At 61.6% G+C, this 16,058-nt stretch carries 12 protein-coding genes; 2 read left to right on the forward strand and 10 right to left on the reverse strand.

The window, feature by feature from the left end:
* Position 1: 1 nt before the first annotated feature.
* From tagH to tssA, 8 genes are read right to left on the reverse strand one after another with little or no spacing between them, the layout of a single operon-like run.
* Entirely contained in the window at positions 2–1,474 is a 1,473-nt protein-coding gene (tagH, locus tag EN807_RS19125; protein ID WP_135936234.1) for a type VI secretion system-associated FHA domain protein TagH, read from the reverse strand.
* The gene (gene tssG, locus EN807_RS19130) at positions 1,471–2,556 is read right to left on the reverse strand and encodes a type VI secretion system baseplate subunit TssG (protein ID WP_135936235.1); all 1,086 of its coding nucleotides are present in this window, start codon (positions 2,554–2,556) and stop codon (positions 1,471–1,473) included. The genes tagH and tssG overlap by 4 nt, the downstream gene beginning before the upstream one ends.
* Positions 2,520–4,394 (reverse strand): type VI secretion system baseplate subunit TssF, encoded by a 1,875-nt coding sequence (gene tssF / locus EN807_RS19135; protein WP_135936236.1) that lies wholly within the window; start codon positions 4,392–4,394, stop codon positions 2,520–2,522. The genes tssG and tssF overlap by 37 nt, the downstream gene beginning before the upstream one ends.
* Position 4,395: 1 nt before the next feature.
* A complete protein-coding gene (gene tssE / locus EN807_RS19140) occupies positions 4,396–5,151 on the reverse strand; it encodes a type VI secretion system baseplate subunit TssE (RefSeq protein ID WP_135936491.1) in 756 nt (251 codons plus the stop codon).
* Positions 5,138–5,593, reverse strand: coding sequence for an Hcp family type VI secretion system effector (locus tag EN807_RS19145; RefSeq protein ID WP_065006838.1), 456 nt, complete (start codon positions 5,591–5,593; stop codon positions 5,138–5,140). The genes tssE and EN807_RS19145 overlap by 14 nt, the downstream gene beginning before the upstream one ends.
* Before the next feature lie 48 nt (positions 5,594–5,641).
* On the reverse strand, positions 5,642–7,147 hold the full coding sequence (tssC, locus tag EN807_RS19150; RefSeq protein ID WP_135936237.1) for a type VI secretion system contractile sheath large subunit: 1,506 nt from the start codon (positions 7,145–7,147) through the stop codon (positions 5,642–5,644).
* A 3-nt stretch (positions 7,148–7,150) separates the two neighbouring features.
* Positions 7,151–7,690: a type VI secretion system contractile sheath small subunit gene (gene tssB / locus EN807_RS19155; protein ID WP_065006836.1), complete on the reverse strand. Its 540-nt coding sequence runs from the start codon at positions 7,688–7,690 to the stop codon at positions 7,151–7,153.
* A 6-nt stretch (positions 7,691–7,696) separates the two neighbouring features.
* Positions 7,697–8,866 carry a type VI secretion system protein TssA gene (gene tssA / locus EN807_RS19160; RefSeq protein WP_135936238.1) on the reverse strand — a complete coding sequence of 390 codons (1,170 nt, stop codon included), beginning with the start codon at positions 8,864–8,866 and terminating at the stop codon, positions 7,697–7,699.
* A gap of 331 nt (positions 8,867–9,197) precedes the next feature.
* On the opposite strand from tssA, the gene tssH reads away from it, so the two are divergent.
* The gene (tssH, locus tag EN807_RS19165) at positions 9,198–11,963 is read left to right on the forward strand and encodes a type VI secretion system ATPase TssH (RefSeq protein WP_135936239.1); all 2,766 of its coding nucleotides are present in this window, start codon (positions 9,198–9,200) and stop codon (positions 11,961–11,963) included.
* A gap of 276 nt (positions 11,964–12,239) precedes the next feature.
* Here the strand turns inward: tssH and EN807_RS19170 are convergent, their stop codons facing one another.
* Positions 12,240–13,478: a YcaO-like family protein gene (locus tag EN807_RS19170; protein WP_065006830.1), complete on the reverse strand. Its 1,239-nt coding sequence runs from the start codon at positions 13,476–13,478 to the stop codon at positions 12,240–12,242.
* 169 nt (positions 13,479–13,647) lie between these two features.
* On the opposite strand from EN807_RS19170, the gene EN807_RS19175 reads away from it, so the two are divergent.
* Positions 13,648–15,378, forward strand: coding sequence for an adenylate/guanylate cyclase domain-containing protein (locus EN807_RS19175; protein WP_065006831.1), 1,731 nt, complete (start codon positions 13,648–13,650; stop codon positions 15,376–15,378).
* A gap of 10 nt (positions 15,379–15,388) precedes the next feature.
* Here EN807_RS19175 and EN807_RS19180 read toward each other — a convergent pair whose 3' ends face one another.
* Positions 15,389–15,967: a hypothetical protein gene (locus EN807_RS19180; protein ID WP_135936240.1), complete on the reverse strand. Its 579-nt coding sequence runs from the start codon at positions 15,965–15,967 to the stop codon at positions 15,389–15,391.
* Positions 15,968–16,058: the final 91 nt, after the last annotated feature.

Here is a 16,058-nt window from a genome sequence, read left to right on the forward strand (position 1 = left end):
TTCACTCCTCCTCATATGCATCCCGAAAATCAGCGCCGATTTCGCCCAAAAAGCTCGATTCCGCACGCTGGGCGATTTCACGATGGCGTTTCTGGTAGAGCTCCCACAGCTTGGCGCGGCGCCCGCCCGAAAGCAGGGTGCCGATCGCGGAACTCGATTTGAGCTCTTCCTCGATCACTGCCGGGTCAAAACGGTCAATCATTCGCCGCAAGGCGGACTGCACGCCTCGCCAGGCGCGCACGTGATGTTGCGCGAGATCGCGGACCGCGTCGGCAATTGCCGCTTCACCGGCCAGAAATCCGGGGCTGCGCTCGGCGATAAGGGTCACGATGGCGTCGTCCACCGTCGGCAGAAACTTGAGCGGATTGACTTCAGAGGCCCCAACCACCGTCTGGGCGACGCGAGCGTTTCCTTTTTCCTCGGCCCGCTTGCGCAGCAGCTGCATCAGGCCTTCCATCATGAGCCGATACTCGCGACCGAATTTTTCCATTTCCGCGATGCTGTCGCGTCCGGGAAAATCGGCTTCCTCGATGCCCATGCCTCGCAAGAACGCGGTGCGAAGGGCCATGTTCGCCGGTTGCGCCGCTGCCGGGGAGGGGGCGGGTTTGGGGGCAACGCCAGCACGTGGCGGCGAAGGGATAGCTGCCGCCTGGCCAGGCAAATCCCAGGGATTGGCCGGCTGCGGCTCTGGGGCGACCTGTTTGCGTTGACTGGCCGAGCCGGCGCCGTTCCTCAAATCGGGCGACGCGGCCGGCCCGAAACCGAAACCGTCATCGAATTCGGAGGACTTTCTTGAAACGGGCTGGCCTGGGACGGGCTCGCTTGCACCGAAAGGCACCGGATCGAAGCTGAATGGGTCTGCGGCGTCCGGCGCACGACGTGGTTCGGAATAGCCGGCGCCATTCGGCGCGGGCGTCGATACCGGGTCGAGGCTGAACGGGTCGTCGAAGGCTGGCGAACTGCGCTGGTTGGCGCGCTCGAACGCTCCTGGAACGGGTTGCTCGAACGGGTTCGGCAGATCGGCGGGACGCGGTCGTCGCGGCTCTTCCTCGACCGAGGCTGAAAAGAAATCATCGCGGCCGATGCTTACCGGCGCTCGCGATGCCGGCGGCGACCGCTCTGTGAACGATTGGCTGCCCGCTGATGCTTGAGCGGCCGGCGTCTGCAGATCGACGCATACGATGTAGTCGCCCAGCCTCAGCCGCATGCCGTTCTGAAGACGGACCGAGGTGCCGGCGCCGAGCGGGCTGTCGGAATCGTTTATGAACAAACCGCTGCTTGACGTGTCGATGACGAAATACCCATCCGGCCCGCCGGTGATCCTGCAATGGGCGCGTGAAACGAACATGTCGGGATCGTCGATCTGCCAGTCCGCGTCCGCGCTACGGCCGATCACCAGTTCACCCTCGTCCAGCCGGGTCTGCCGTACCGCCTGGGTGCGTGGCCCGTGCTCCAGCGTCAGCAGCAGACTCATGCCGCGACCTCCGCCATTTCCGGCCGCCATCCGACGATTGTCCGCAGCCGCATATCGTCAGCATCGCCCCTTTCAGCGGGCCGCGCAAGCCAGCTGGTTCGGCCGAGCTGCACCGCTCCGATACGGGGCTGCGGCACTGCTTCACGCGCGAGCACGATCCGCAGATCGACATCGAGCGATTCCCCAACCATGTCGCGAACGGCCTGTTTGAACATTTTCAGACGTTGACCGCCCGGCAGGAACGTTTTGAACTCCTCATACCCAAGCGGGCCGACGCGGAGTTCGATCCTGCTTTGGCGGCTGAAAACGCGCGGGCCGATCGTCGCCCCGCGACCCAGCACCGCGTAAGCTTGGGCAAGTCGGGTCTGGAGCGACGCCGGTATGGTCATCCAGGTAGCAACGAACTCCTTGATCTGGACCGGGACCTTGAACGCTTCCGCCAGGAACAGCGTCAGCCGCTCCGGACCGTCGACCTGGCTGGCGAGCGACGCGGCCTGGCGAAGCTTCACGGCGTCGAGATCGGGATTGTCGGTGCCGGGAAGTCCGATACCCGCCATGGCTTCAAGCATGGCCCTTACCCGGCCGCCGACCGCCCGTTCGACCTGTACCGCCGGATGCGCGTCGGCCCAGGCTCGATAGTACAGGGCGATCATGCGGTGCTGGAGGATATTGACGAAGTCCACGAACGTCGTGTCGCTGGTCTGCCGTGCGTCGGCGCCGGTGAACCAGCGCTGCGACAGACGATCGAGCACCCAACGTGTCAAATGAAGCGGCATCGGACCTTCCGGTCCCATCAGCCCGAGATTTGCAACCGTGACCCGGGCCGGCGTCCCGACCTTCCCCGGCGTCTTGTCCTTCGCTTCGCGGAACGCAACCACGTCCTTGGCGGAAAAGCTAAGACGCACATGCTGCCCGAGCCTTGCCGGCTCGCGATCCGCGTGGCCGGAATAGCCGAATAGCCCGCCCCTGCGTTCGAGCCGGCGCAATAGTTCGAAAAAATCGAATGTATCATCCAGCTCTTCGACCCGGTCCAAGTCGAATTTGTCTAGATCAGGTAGCGATTGCCGGGCGTCATCGGCCATGGCACATCCTCCTGCTTCTGCAGCAGCCGCGTGCGGGTCCGCACAAAGCCGTTTAGTCCGGCGTGACGGGCAAACAGCCGTGCAAGCAAGGCTGAAAGCAGCAATGTGCTTTGCCCTGCCAAAACCGACTGGTCCACATGCAGCGTCACTTCCGTGCCCCGTCCGAAGCACATCGGCCCATCGATCTGCAGCCGTTCGATGACGGACCGCGAGTCGATGCGAACAATCGAGTGCACATTGCGGGCGAGGCTCGGATCTCCCCGGTCGGCATAGAGATCGAGCAGCGCATGCAGCGGATCGACACCGCGGCCTTCCTTGGCAAGGCTGAGAAAGTTGAGCGCCAGCTGCGCCACCAGCCGCCAGGCGAGATTGTCGGCGCGGGACTCGCCTTGGGCGCCCGCCGGCAGCGCGGCCGGGATAGCCGGCTGGGGCGGGCGCAAAGCACCAATAAGCCGGATCGTTTCGACCGGATCGCCAGTCTCCAGCGTCAAGGTAGGGTTGTCGTCGAGGATCGGCAGATCCCGGTTGGTGCAAAGCGCCATGATGTCGAGACGCTTCAGCGGCCGGTTCGCCGGGCTTCCGGCCGGCCGTGAAACCGAAAGGAAAACGTCGTCTCCGGTGTATGAAGTACGGGTCAACCCGTCGCGCCGTTCATCTTCGGTGGCCCGCCGAGGCCGCCGTTCGGTGGAGTAGACCCAGCCATTGCTGCGGTTTTGCCCCAGGCTGAAGAGCTCCGGAATTTCGGCGTCGGGACCCTCGGCGTCGGCGTCCTCGACGTGGGTGACCCGATAGATTTCGAAGTCCCGCGCCCGCGTGCGGTCGGCATGCAGCACTTGCCGCGTTCTGCGCGGATCAAGCTCGATGACGTTGCAGTCACGCTCGAAGAGGTTGATGATCGGCGTCGCAAAAAGTTCAAAATCCGCCGGCGTCACATCGGCAAGTTCGGGTACCGGACGCCGGAACATGAAGATGATCTCAAGCCCGGCGTCGCATCTGCGCACGACCGACTGCAGTCCTGAAACCCGCACGTAGTGAAAGCGCTCGGGCATCATGAAATATTCGCGCAGCAGACGGTACCCTTCGAATGTCGGACGGGTACGAGGCATCAACGCCTCGTCGTCGCTGATGCCGACCATTTCGGGTCCCGGCAACGGCGATAGCGGATTGGCCTTGCCCTCGGCCCGTGCAACAACGGCCGAGCAGGCGCCGAAAATCGCGTCGAACAGCAATGGCGCTTTGGCGCGCCCGGCAAAATAGAAATCAAGCCGGTCGAGCGCCAATTCGCTAAGCCTGCCTTTTCCGACCCGCCCCAGCGTGATGCGCAGCGCCGCCTCGCCGCCAACGCCGCCGATCGGTGTTATGCCGGCCGCTGCCAACCCGCTGCGATCCTGGAAATAGCTGACCGATATGATGGCTATCGGCCACAGCGTCATTTCCTGCGCGGTGGTGAATGTGCAGCGCGTCGACAGGCCGGGTTGCAGGCTGGACACCAGCCGCGTGTTCCGCTTGATGACATGGCCGGCAATCATCGACTGGACCTGCTGGCCGGGTTTCAGCACTGCCATTGCCGTTGCCGGCGCGGGCGTAACCAGATCGGGATAGAGGACATCCAGCACGCTGCGTGAAAACCGCGAACGCTCGGCATCGACTTTCAACCGGGTGCGCGCGGCGAGGAAAGCGACGCCGTCAAGCAGCCGCTCGACATACGGGTCCGGGCAGGGGACCGTATCGAGCGAAAGATTGCGCGCCACCGCCGGATGCATGTCGGCAAATTCCGCCGCGAGTCCGCGGATATGGGTCAGTTCCTCCTCGTAATATTCTACGAAGACCCGATCCATCTCAGCTTTCCCTAAATTCGGTCCGCGCCAGGCCGTTGTCGAGATTGATCGTGGTGCGCAGGCGCATGCGTTCCGGCGTCGGCGTCATGATCAGCACGGCGTCTATCTCGATCTTAAGGCCCACACTTTTGTCGCCGAGGGTCACCGTTACCTTGGTTGCGCTTTCCTTGAGACGGGGCTCGAACGTGGCAAGGACCGAGCGGATCTCGCGCGCCAGGGTCTCGCGATCAAAGTCGCGGGACGAACGGCCCGAAAAGGAAGGCACACCGTAGTTGACCACACTTCGGCGCACCTCCGGAAAATCGGCCAATGATGGCGGATTGTCTGCGGCCTGTTCACTTTCGAAATCGGAGAGAAGCGGAACAGCTTCGAAACGCTCGGTGTTGAACAAGGCCTCGATGTCGCGCCGCACGGCCTCCTTGAGGACGCGGGCGGATACGACCACGCCACGGCTTTCGATCTCCGCGCGGTGTTGGGTCTGAAAGGCCAGGCGCTGCAGACGCCGCTTCTGATCGGGCGTCAGCTCCGCGTCGGTATCGATAAGCCGCGCGCTGCCCGCCAGCAGGGTATCCAGCCGGTCCGCGCCAAGCTCGTCCTGTAATGTCTGGCGCAGCCCGTCTATCTCGGAGGTCACGCCCGGCAGGTCGTTGACGAGGCGGTCCCAAAGAGAGGGCTGGACCGCTTCGCGTTTCGCTCGCGAACTACCGGTTACCTGTAGCTTGTCCGCGCCGGGCCGCCGCACCTCACTTGCCGACATAGACATCCATTTCGATTTCGTCATCCTTGTTATAGACGAACTTGATCTTCTTGTAGGCGAAGCTGACCTCCTCCTCGATCAGGTCCGCTTCATCTTCGGCCTGTTGCATGTCGTATTCCATTATGGAAGCGTCGGTCAGGGTAACGACCAGATAGTCGCTGGTCTCGCCATCGATGGTCCGGCGGGCGGAGAACACAACTTCGTCCAGCGCCTTGTTGTCGAACAGCGCCTTTTTCAGATACGGCGAGGACTTGTCATAGTGCTTGGTGAACTTGATCATGCCCAGGGACACACGACCGCGGCGTGAGAGCGAATTCGGATCGTACGGCGCGATTATCTTGTAATCGACCCCATGCACTTCGATTTCATCCTCGTGGCCGTCTCGAACGCTTGGACCTTTGATATCCGGAACCTTTAGAAAACCATCAATTTTCACTGGCATTGTCTTTCTCCACCGCTTTCAAACAGAACAAGGTGTGGTTGCTGCGAATCAAGTCTTTACGGACGGGAGTTCCGACACCAGTCGGAGCGAAGCGTTGATGCCCTCCAGCTGGTAATGCGGACGCAGATAGAAGCGAGCATTGTAGTAGCCCGGCCGTCCTTCCACGCTGTCGACCTGGACCTCAGCAGCAGCAAGCGGGCGCTTGGCGCGCGCCTTGTCGTCGGCAAAGGCCGGGTTGGCCAGCACGTATCGGTTGATCCACTCGGTCAACCAGATCTGCATGTCGGAGCGTTCCTTGAACGACCCGATCTTGTCGCGCGCAATGGCCTTGAGGTAGTGCGCAAAGCGCGAAACCGGGAAAAGATAGGGCAGGTTGGCGCTCAGTCGTTCATTTGACTGTGCGTCGGGATCGACCAGCCGCCCGGCACGTGTCTCGTCGTCCTGCAGCGAATGCGCACCGATGAAAGCCGCGAGATCCGTGTTTTTCCTGTGCAGGATGGGCATCAGCCCCAGCTTGGCCAGTTCCGCCTCGCGCCGGTCGTCGATGGCGACTTCCGTCGGACATTTCATCGCGATCGACCCGTCGTCGGTCGGGAAGCTGTGCACCGGCAGGTTGAGCACCGTGCCGCCATTCTCGACGCCGCGGATCTGCGTGCCCCAACCGTAGAGCTTATGGCTGCGGTTGATGTTGACGCCCATCGGGAAGGCGGCGTTCATCCAGACATATTTGTTGTGGTCGCCGTGGACCTCTTCCTCGAAGGTGAAGCCCTTCACCGGAACGGTCTCCGAGCCATACGGCAGTCGTGCCAGGACGCGGGGCATGGTCAGGCCGATGTAGCGCGCGTCCTCGCTCTCGCGCAGCGATTGCCACGAGGCATAGGCCGGGTTCGAGACGATCATCTGCAGGTCCTGCGGGTTCGGCAGTTCCTGCCAGCTGTCCATGCGGAACAGCCGCGGGTCGGCGGCTGCGATGAACGGCGTATGCGCGGAGGCACAGATGCCCGAGATGTTACGCAACAGGCCGACGTCGCGCGGATGGTTCGAGAATTCGTAGGCGCCGATCAGGCAGCCGATCGGCTCGCCACCCAGCATCGAATACTCGTCCGTATAGACTTTCTTGAAGATCGGACTTTGATCCCACATCTGGCCTTCGTAGTCTTCAAGCGTGTCGGCAAGCTGAACCTTGGAAATGTTCATCACCCGGATCTTCAGCTTCTGATCCGTCTCGGTGTTGTTGACGAGATACCAGAGGCCGCGCCATGTGCCTTCCATTTCGCGCACTTCCGGCGCATGCAGGATCTCGTTCACCTGCTCCGACAACATCTTGTCTATGCCCGCGATCAGCGACTTGATCGACTTGATCGCGTTGGACGAGATGGTTGTGGTGTCGGAACGGGACTGCGCCGCGAGCGCGAGATTGCGCACGAGTTGCTGCAGCTTCTCGCTGTCGTCCTTCTTAACCTTGAAATCCTTCTCGAGGAGCCCGCTGAATTCTCCGAGGTCGATGGCTTCCGCCTCAGCGGCGACAGCTGCGGTTTTTTGTTGTTCGGCCATGATTTACTCCTGAACCTTATCGTCGTCGGATAATGCCTGGTTGGCGATCTTGCCGAGAAGCGGCTCGTTGTTCAGAAGTTGCGCGATGCGCTTTTCGGCGTCGACACGGCCGTCCATGAAGCCGAGCAGTTCCTCGAGCTGACGACGCATCTTGAGGATTTCGGCCAATTGCGGAACTTGCTCGGCGATCTTGTCCGGCGCGAAATCACCCATTTTGGTGAAGGTGAGGTCAAGCGCCAGTTCCTCGTCCCGTTCGGCGCCTTCAGCCTGGGGTAGTGTATTTTTCACTCGGGCTTTCACGCGTGGCCCGAGTGCCTCCATGAACTTGGGGAAGCGGTTGGCGTCGGTCTCGACAAAGGCGCGGTCCAGCACCGATTTCGACGCTTCCCTGGTCTGTGAAGCGCCGGAGAGGTCGGCCATCACACCCATGACAAACGGCAGTTCGATCGTCGTCGGGCTGCCGTAGGTCTCCACGTCATAGGCGATCTGCACGCGCGGAGCGCGATTTCGTTCGATGACCTTCGCTTTACTTTCGGCTGGCATGGCTTGTTACCTTTCATCCTTCTGAGCCGTCTTCTTGGCATCGGGAACGCCGGCAAGAAGCCGGAATTCCTTCAGCCCCGACGGGGCGAGATCTTCCATCAGTTCAACGAAATCCATATGCACCATCCGGCGCACGCGGCGGGCGAGGTGCGGGATCGGGCTCGACGGTTCGGTGCGGTCATAGAAGGCGACGACGAGGTCGAGGCATTTCACGACGTCGTCGCGCGAGGAAATCCGATCAGGGAGCCCCGTGCTCGGTTCCGCGTAACTTGCCATACTTGCCATCGTATCGGCTCCATTACCGTTTCGAACAGGCGCTGCTGGTTCTGCAGGCGCGGAAACAGGCTTTGCGGCGCCATTCGCGGTGACGCCGGCGGCCGAGTTTCGTTCGAGGGTCGTCAGCAAACGCTGCAGAAACCGCTTTAATTCCGGAACGGTGGCGCCGCTGCCCTCGATGCGGGCATTGAGTGCGGTCTCCACCGCCTCGAGGGCCGCGATCGCGGCGCGCGCATTGGCAAAGAGCGACGTCATCTCCGCGCCGGCCTGATCGATCTGTGCGGCGCATGCGCTGCGCACCCGGTTCACCAATTGGCTGTGCGCGCTCGCCAGAGCCGCCTTCTCGGTCGCGTTCATTCCCGAGGCCGCTTCCTGAAGCATGACACGCTCGTCGAGCGCGCCCTTCTCCAGATCCTCGCCGAGGATCGGGCCGATTGCACGCGGCGCGAAAAACGTCATTTTCCGCAAATCCTTGAGCAGGCCATCCTGACTGTTCTGGAGGTCAGTCAGCGCATTGATGCGGCGCAGGGCGGCGTCGCGCGGCGTAGCACCGGACCGCAGGGCCGGGTGCATGGTTGCCCAGTGCTGATCGAAGGTCTGCGCTATGAGGGTCAGGCCCTCAGCCAGCCCGGCAAGCCGATACTCGTTGGCCAGAGCACGCGCAACGATCACGAGGAGGCGCAGGTCCCGGCCGTGTGGACGCAGCTCTTCGGCCTTGGTGAGCACGGTGGACCAGTCGATCGGAACGGCAACTTCTAACTTGGCGTTCCCTTGATACTCGACCTTTTTCTGCTGTTCCGTCAGACGCTCCAGCTCATGAAAGGCTGGATCGTTGCGCAAATCCTCCCCTGACGGATTTTCACCGTCCAGCGGATTCAGCCAGAGTGCGAGATCAATCACACCATCCCCCAGCGAGCGGCTCCTGGGCCGTGCGTGACCCAACGTTACCACACCGCGACACTTTACCACAATTTAGTTGCTGCTCAATCTTAATGGAAGCTTGCAGAGCGGGGCCTGAGCTCGAAATCGCTTGGGCAATTGTCGAACCCTATACGTGAAGGCATCGCAAAGAGGTGGCATTCCATGGCTGTTTGTAGCAGATGACGTCGGCCTTGCTGTCAGGGGAGAAGTCGACTGGTTCGAACACCCAAACGCCCCGTCGATAACGCTCTTTGTCAAGTCGCTGCTTATGTGGCAGTTTATTGACTGGCAGATTGGAGGAGCAAGTTCGATGGAACAGCGCCGGTCGTCGCAGAGCTTTAAACGCAAGGAACTGGTCGCCAAACTCAATCCTGTCTGTTTGCGCGCCTTCAAGGCGGCCGGCGCCGCTGCCAAATTGCGCGGCAATCCCTATGTCGAGCTCGTCCACTGGATCGAACAACTGGTGCTTTCCGAGCGCTCTGATGTTCAACTGATAATTGCCGACGCGGGAGTGGATCTGAGCCGGCTATCGGCCGACATGACCCGCGCCGTCGACAAGCTGCCTTATGGCGCCACTTCGATCGAGGAACTTTCCGATCATATCTTCTACGCCATCAAGGAAGGCTGGAACCTGGCGGCTCTGGAGTTCAGCGTGGAGGAGGTCCGCAGCGCGCATATTCTCCTTGCCTGCCTGAGGACGCCGGTGCTGGAAGGCCTGCTGTCAAAGATCAGCGGCGAGTTCGACAAGATCGATGCCGACGCGGTCATCGCGCGCTTCGCCGAGGTGACGGAGCGTTCACTCGAAGCTGGTGCCTCGACTGCGGTTCCCGCCGCCGAAACGTCGCGGCGGTCTCCGAGCGGGGATTCCGCGCTGGCGAAGTATGCGACCGACCTGACCCAACGCGCTCGCGACGGCAAGATCGATCCTGTCGTCGGGCGCGATCCGGAGATCAGGCAGATCGTCGATATCCTGATGCGACGCCGGCAAAACAACCCGATCCTGACCGGCGAGGCCGGGGTCGGCAAAACCGCGGTCGTCGAGGGTTTTGCCTTGCGCATCGCCGAGGGCGACGTGCCGCCGACGCTGCAGGGCGTCAGTGTGCGTATGCTCGATGTCGGCCTGATGCAGGCGGGCGCAAGCGTAAAGGGCGAATTCGAAAAACGGCTGAAGGCGGTCATTGACGAGGTCCAATCCTCCGAAACGCCGGTCATCCTCTTCATCGACGAAGCTCACACCTTGATCGGCGCCGGCGGCGCGGCAGGAACCGGTGATGCGGCCAATCTGCTGAAGCCGGCGCTGGCGCGGGGTGAGCTTCGCACGATCGCAGCAACGACCTGGGCCGAGTACAAGCAGCACATCGAGAAGGATCCGGCACTTACCCGTCGCTTCCAGGTCGTCAAGATAGATGAGCCGTCGGAAGCGGTGGCTGTTCTCATGCTGCGCGGTGTCGCCGGTGTTCTCGAGCAGCACCACAAGGTGCAGATTCTCGATGAGGCGATCGAGGCGGCGGTCAGCCTGTCCCACCGCTACATCCCGGCGCGGCAATTGCCCGACAAGGCCGTGAGCCTTCTCGACACCGCCTGCGCCCGTGTCGCCATTTCGCAGCATGCCACCCCAGCGGAGGTGGAGGACATTATGCGCCGCCGCCAGGCGCTCGAGGTCGAGCGCGGCATCATCGGCCGCGAGGCAGCGATCGGCATCGACGTGGCCGACCGGCAGGGTCGGGTCGAAACGGGGCTCGCCGAGACCGAACTTACGCTTACTGCCGCGCAGGAACGTTGGGATCGGGAAAAGGCGCTGGTTGGCGAGATACTGGAATTGCGCGCCAGGCTGCGCGGCGAGGGTGTGCCGCTCGATGCAGTGGAGACTCCGCAGGCGCTCGCCGAAACGGCAAGTGCGGATGCGCCCGAGATCGAAACGCTCGAGATCGAAACGCCTGAAACCGATGTGGATGCAAAGGCCACTGCCGATCCTTCTCCACCCGATCCGGCTGCCGATCTCGCGCGGCTGCGGGAGCTGATGGCCGAACTCGCAGAAGCGCAGGGCGAGACGCCGCTGATCTTGCCGTCGGTCGACCGCAATGCCGTGGCTGCCGTGGTGCAGGACTGGACCGGCATCCCGACCGGCCGGATGCTGTCGAGCCAGACCGAAAAGGCGCTGCGGCTCGCCGCCACCCTGTCCGAGCGCGTGGTCGGTCAGGATCACGCCATGGAAATGATTGCAAAGCGCGTGCAGACCAGCCGGGCCGGGCTCGGCGCGCCCGAAAAGCCAGTGGGGGTTTTTCTGCTCTGCGGTCCCTCGGGCGTCGGCAAGACCGAAACCGCGCTGGCCTTGGCCGAGACGCTCTATGGCGGCGAGCAGAACCTCATTTCGATCAATATGTCCGAGTTCCAGGAGGCGCACACGGTCTCTACCTTGAAGGGCGCGCCACCCGGATATGTCGGCTACGGCAAGGGCGGCATCCTGACCGAGGCGGTCCGGCGCAAGCCCTATTCGGTGATCCTGCTTGACGAGGTCGAGAAAGCGCATCCCGACGTGCATGAAATCTTCTTCCAGGTCTTCGACAAGGGAATGATGGACGACAGCGAAGGCCGGCGGATCGATTTCAAAAACACGCTGATCCTGCTCACCTCGAACGTTGGCTCCGAAGTCATCATGGACCGGACCAGCAGCGGCACGGTACGGGCAGGGCTCGACGATCTCGACACGGCCTTGCGAGGCCCGCTGTTGAAGGTTTTCCCCGCGGCCTTCCTTGGCCGGGTGGTAACCATCCCGTACTACCCGCTCTCGGACACGATGATCGAAGCGATCACCCGCCATCAGTTCGCCAAGATCGCCCGCCGGCTGCGTTCAAGCAACGATGCCGAGCTGGTGATCGGTGACGGTGTCATGGATCTGGTCAAGGCCCGCTGCACCGAAATCGAATCCGGCGGGCGGATGATCGACGCCATTTTGACAAACACGCTTCTGCCGGAATTGAGCCGTGGCGTGCTGAACCGGTCGCTCGAGGGCGAGAAGATGACGAAAGTGACTGTCGGAGCCTCCGAAGGAGGCTTCACCTATTCCTTCGAATAGCCCAGTAGCAATTCTATAGTTAGTGATCACAATCTGTCGCTTTGTATCGGAGCCGTAGGACCGCTCAGAGCCGACTTCTTTTCCCGAAAGACATTGGCCTAGAACAGCGTTCATGACCCATTGCTGACTGGCCTGGGCTTCCGGCGGGACGGCACACCTGCCTGCCTGGTCTCCGGCGCGATTAGCAATTTTGTGAACCAATTCTCGGTGGCGGCTCCGGGTTAGATGAGCTCTTATCCCCGCTCTCCGGGGTGGGCATGCCCACGACCAAACGGATCACAATGGAAAGGGAACCTCGTGGATGGCCTGGGGAACTGACGGCTTAAAACCTAGGCGCACAGGAACATCATAGAGCCTGCCGCCGCCCAACCGGGGCTTGGTAGGACGAAGTCCAGGTACAAACACTCGTGCAACAGGCGATTCGGCGTCGTGCGTCAGGTTGACCGCAAAAATCTCAAGTTCGTGCTCGCGGCAGATGTCGAGGCAATAGTTCCAATCCAGTCGCAACTCGGCTGACGAGGCCTGAACTGCTGAATTGCCTGACAGGTGAGGAAGGCGGTGAACGTTCTCGTCCATGTGCCACCGATAGAGGTGCAGCGCGCCGGGGGTGAAGGCCGCCGTGCCGGACCTATCGGCGTTCCGTTTGAGCAGGGTAAGGTTCGCCTCACATTCTGCAAGTTCCCCCACCGCGCGCCGGGCCGCCTCCGACATGGATCGTCCGGCCGCGAATCCGAACGCAATCGCGCCACCCCCGACGTGATGAGAAATTGCAGCGACAATGGGGATGGGCAGGTCAAGCGTCAGGAGCAGAAGCCGCAATTCGCGGTACTGCGTCTGCAGCCAATCGGAGTATTGGGACGCCAGTCCATCCGACAGCGAAGTCAGGTCTATCCGAGGCAGAACCAGCCGATTGTACCACCATATGGCTGTTGCATCGCGCTCCACGATTTCGCAGAAGCCGCGCACGACCGCGTCCTCTATGCTCGATCCCCTCGCGAGACCATTGGAGTCCGCCGGGGGCAGACCTGATGACTCGTTGTTGGGATACCCGAGAAAGCACAATCCCGCAGGCAGCCAGGCCGCGCTCGTGCTGAAGCGCGGATCGCTTCGGATCCAGTCCAGCGGCTGCGACCTGCGCCAGCGGATCGGGACCGCGCGGCTATCATCGACGTTTTTGTTCCAATGCAGCCGCTCGCAATACTGCGCATCACTGAAAAGTGTGAGTGCAGGCGGCTCGATCACGCGCCCGCGCAATTCGCCGACGCGGGCGCGTGAGAGTCGCTCATGAGGGATCATCTGGGCGAAATAAGTTTCATCGGCCTCATACCCGCAAGCGGTTGCCGCCTCCCGGGTGGTCTTGCCCCACCCTGACGCAAAACGAGAAGGTCTGGCCCCTCGTACGGGACCGACCGCGACCGTGATCGGGCATCCGAGCGTGGGATCGGTGATCACGATGGGGCCGTAAAACAGGCTTGCCCGGCCGGCCCCTGCCTCAGTCGCCTGCCGCTCCGGCATTATGGATCCTTCACCCAAGCGCGGCCCTCACATGTTCAATCCTCTACACTATCGGCACCAATTGCTCATTCGCACGCTGACACGCGCTGAGGTATGATGCAAACTCCTGCGAGACGCCTTGATATCGTCAGGCCAACGTCGAGCATAGTATGACCCGCCGAGGAAGAGAATGAACGCGGGCGACAGCAATCTTCAGCGACGTCTGACGGCTATCCTGGCTGCGGACGTGGTCGGTTACTCTTCGCTGATGGCCCGGGACGAGGAGCGCACCTTCGCGCTCGTCAAGCATCTCATGCAGGACGAAGTAGAGCCTAGGATCACGCAGCACCGGGGACGGGTTGTGAGAACGACCGGAGACGGGATGCTCGCCGAGTTCCCAAGCGCTGTTGGAGCCGTGCGGTCAGCAGTGGAACTCCAGGAACTGCTTGTCGGCCAGTCTTCGGGGAAGGCCAGCCAGCAAATCTCTCTCCGGATTGGGATCAACTTCGGTGATATCATTGTCGATACCGATGGCGATGTGTTTGGAGATAGCGTCAACATAGCCGCGCGCCTGGAACAGTTCGCCAGCCCGGGCGGCATCTGCCTTTCCGGAAAGGTGCACGACGAAGTCCGCGACAAAATTCATCTTCCGTTTGAATATTGCGGCGAACAGCATCTCAAGAACATTCCACGCCCGATTCCCGTATACTCGTTGTTCCACAAGCCCAAAGGGCTGCCACCTGCATCGACTGCACAGCTGGCTGGTCCGAGCAAGCCCTCCATCCTCGTTCGCCCGTTCAAGAGCGCGGGCGACGTCCAGCCCTATTTCAGTGACGGCTTCACCGAAGACATCGTCACGGAACTCACGCGCTTTACTCAGCTTACGGTTGCGTCCCATTACACGTCGACGCGGCTCAAAGACGTGGACCCGGTCGCGGATAACGGCGTGGATTTCGTCATCGAAGGCGGCATCCGCCGCATGGGCCGGCGAATGCGCATTACATGCGAGTTGGTCGACGCAACCTCGGGTGAGTGCTTGTGGGCCGAGCGCTACGACGGGGACGAGCAGGACATCTTCGATGTCCAGGACGAACTGATCGGAAAGATCGTCGGGACCGTTATCGGCCGTCTTACGGCCGCAGGCGCCGAGAAGGCGCGGCGTAAACCACCTGCCAATCTCGCGGCCTATGAGTGCGTGCTTCGGGGCAATGCCCTGCCGCTGGGCGACATCGCGGCCGAAATGGAGGCTCGACAGTGGTATCAGCGGGCGATCGAGCTCGATCCATCCTACGGGCGCGCCTACGCCAAGCTCGCCCACTATAAACAGCTTGAATGGTTCCGCGACATGGGGCCGTCGGATGCGGTGCTTGCCGAGGCTTATGATATCGCCAAAAAAGCGGTGGCACTTTCCCCCAACGATCCAGTCTGCCTGAACATACTGGGCTGGGTGCTCCTCCACCGTCGTGATTTCGACGTCGCATCTCAGCTATACACGCGCGCGCTCGAACTCAATCCGCACGATCCCGAGCAGGTCTCCTACCAAGGGACTTATCAAACATTTGCCGGCGAGCCCGAAAGTGCCTTGGGCTGGTTCGAACGGGCGCGAGTGCTCGATCCCCTGTACGAGCCTTCATGGTATTGGCCGTTCCGGGGTCTTGCCCATTTCATTGCCCACCGTCCGGATAAGGCAGTCGTCGATCTGGGCCGCTCGTCCACCATGCCGACCTGGGTTATGGTCTATCTGGCTGCCTCAAACGCTCTGCTTGGGCGAAGTGCGGAGGCGGAGGCCTATACGTCTCTGGTTATGCGAGGCACACCGGAGTTCTCCGGGCTGCGGTTCGCCACCAAGGAACCTTACAAGCTGGACGGAGACCGCAACACGCTGCTCAACGGCATGCGGGAAGCTGGATTGCCCGAGTAGGGACTGGCAACTATCTGCAGCCGAAGAGCACGGCCGTGGCGAGCTCGTCGTGGTAGTGGCGGCCCTGGGCGTATTTGTGATAGTCATGGAGATAATCGATCAGATCGCCGCGGGTCAGGACCTCCATCGGCACCTGGGGCACTACCACATTGATCAAGTTCGGTTCGTCCACGTGAACTTCGACAGACACTCCCGCTTCCACGATGTCTTCCAGCACCATCTTTAGATCACGCTTCAGGTCCGCATAGGCGGCAGCATCCGGGATCGCGTCGCCCCCATCGAGAGGGTCATCCCCGTAGTTTATAGGCTGCCCATTCAGATCTTCCATCGTCAGTGTCTGCGAATGTGGCGCTGTTCCGGCGGCGGCGGTCCGGACCCTCATGTCGCCGATAGCACGGCCCGCTTCCGGGCGAAGTCTTATAGTATCACCTACGGTGAAAATCTGCCGATCAATGGTAATTGTTAGAGGATTTGTTGAATCCATGGACAAGATACGTGACGAGGCCGGCAAAAGCTTGAGCCAAGCCCCTACGATCGCTGCGCCGATCTCTTGGACTTGCCGACCTGGCTTCAATTCTGCCCTGGGCATCGCCGAGGCTCCCCTCCGAGGTCAATGCAAATAGCCTAAACGCATTTTGCATCTGTCGCAAGCAGTGCGCAGGCGTCATGCTCGCATCGAC

Source organism: Mesorhizobium sp. M5C.F.Ca.ET.164.01.1.1, assembly GCF_004792125.1.
Lineage (GTDB): Bacteria > Pseudomonadota > Alphaproteobacteria > Rhizobiales > Rhizobiaceae > Mesorhizobium > Mesorhizobium wenxiniae.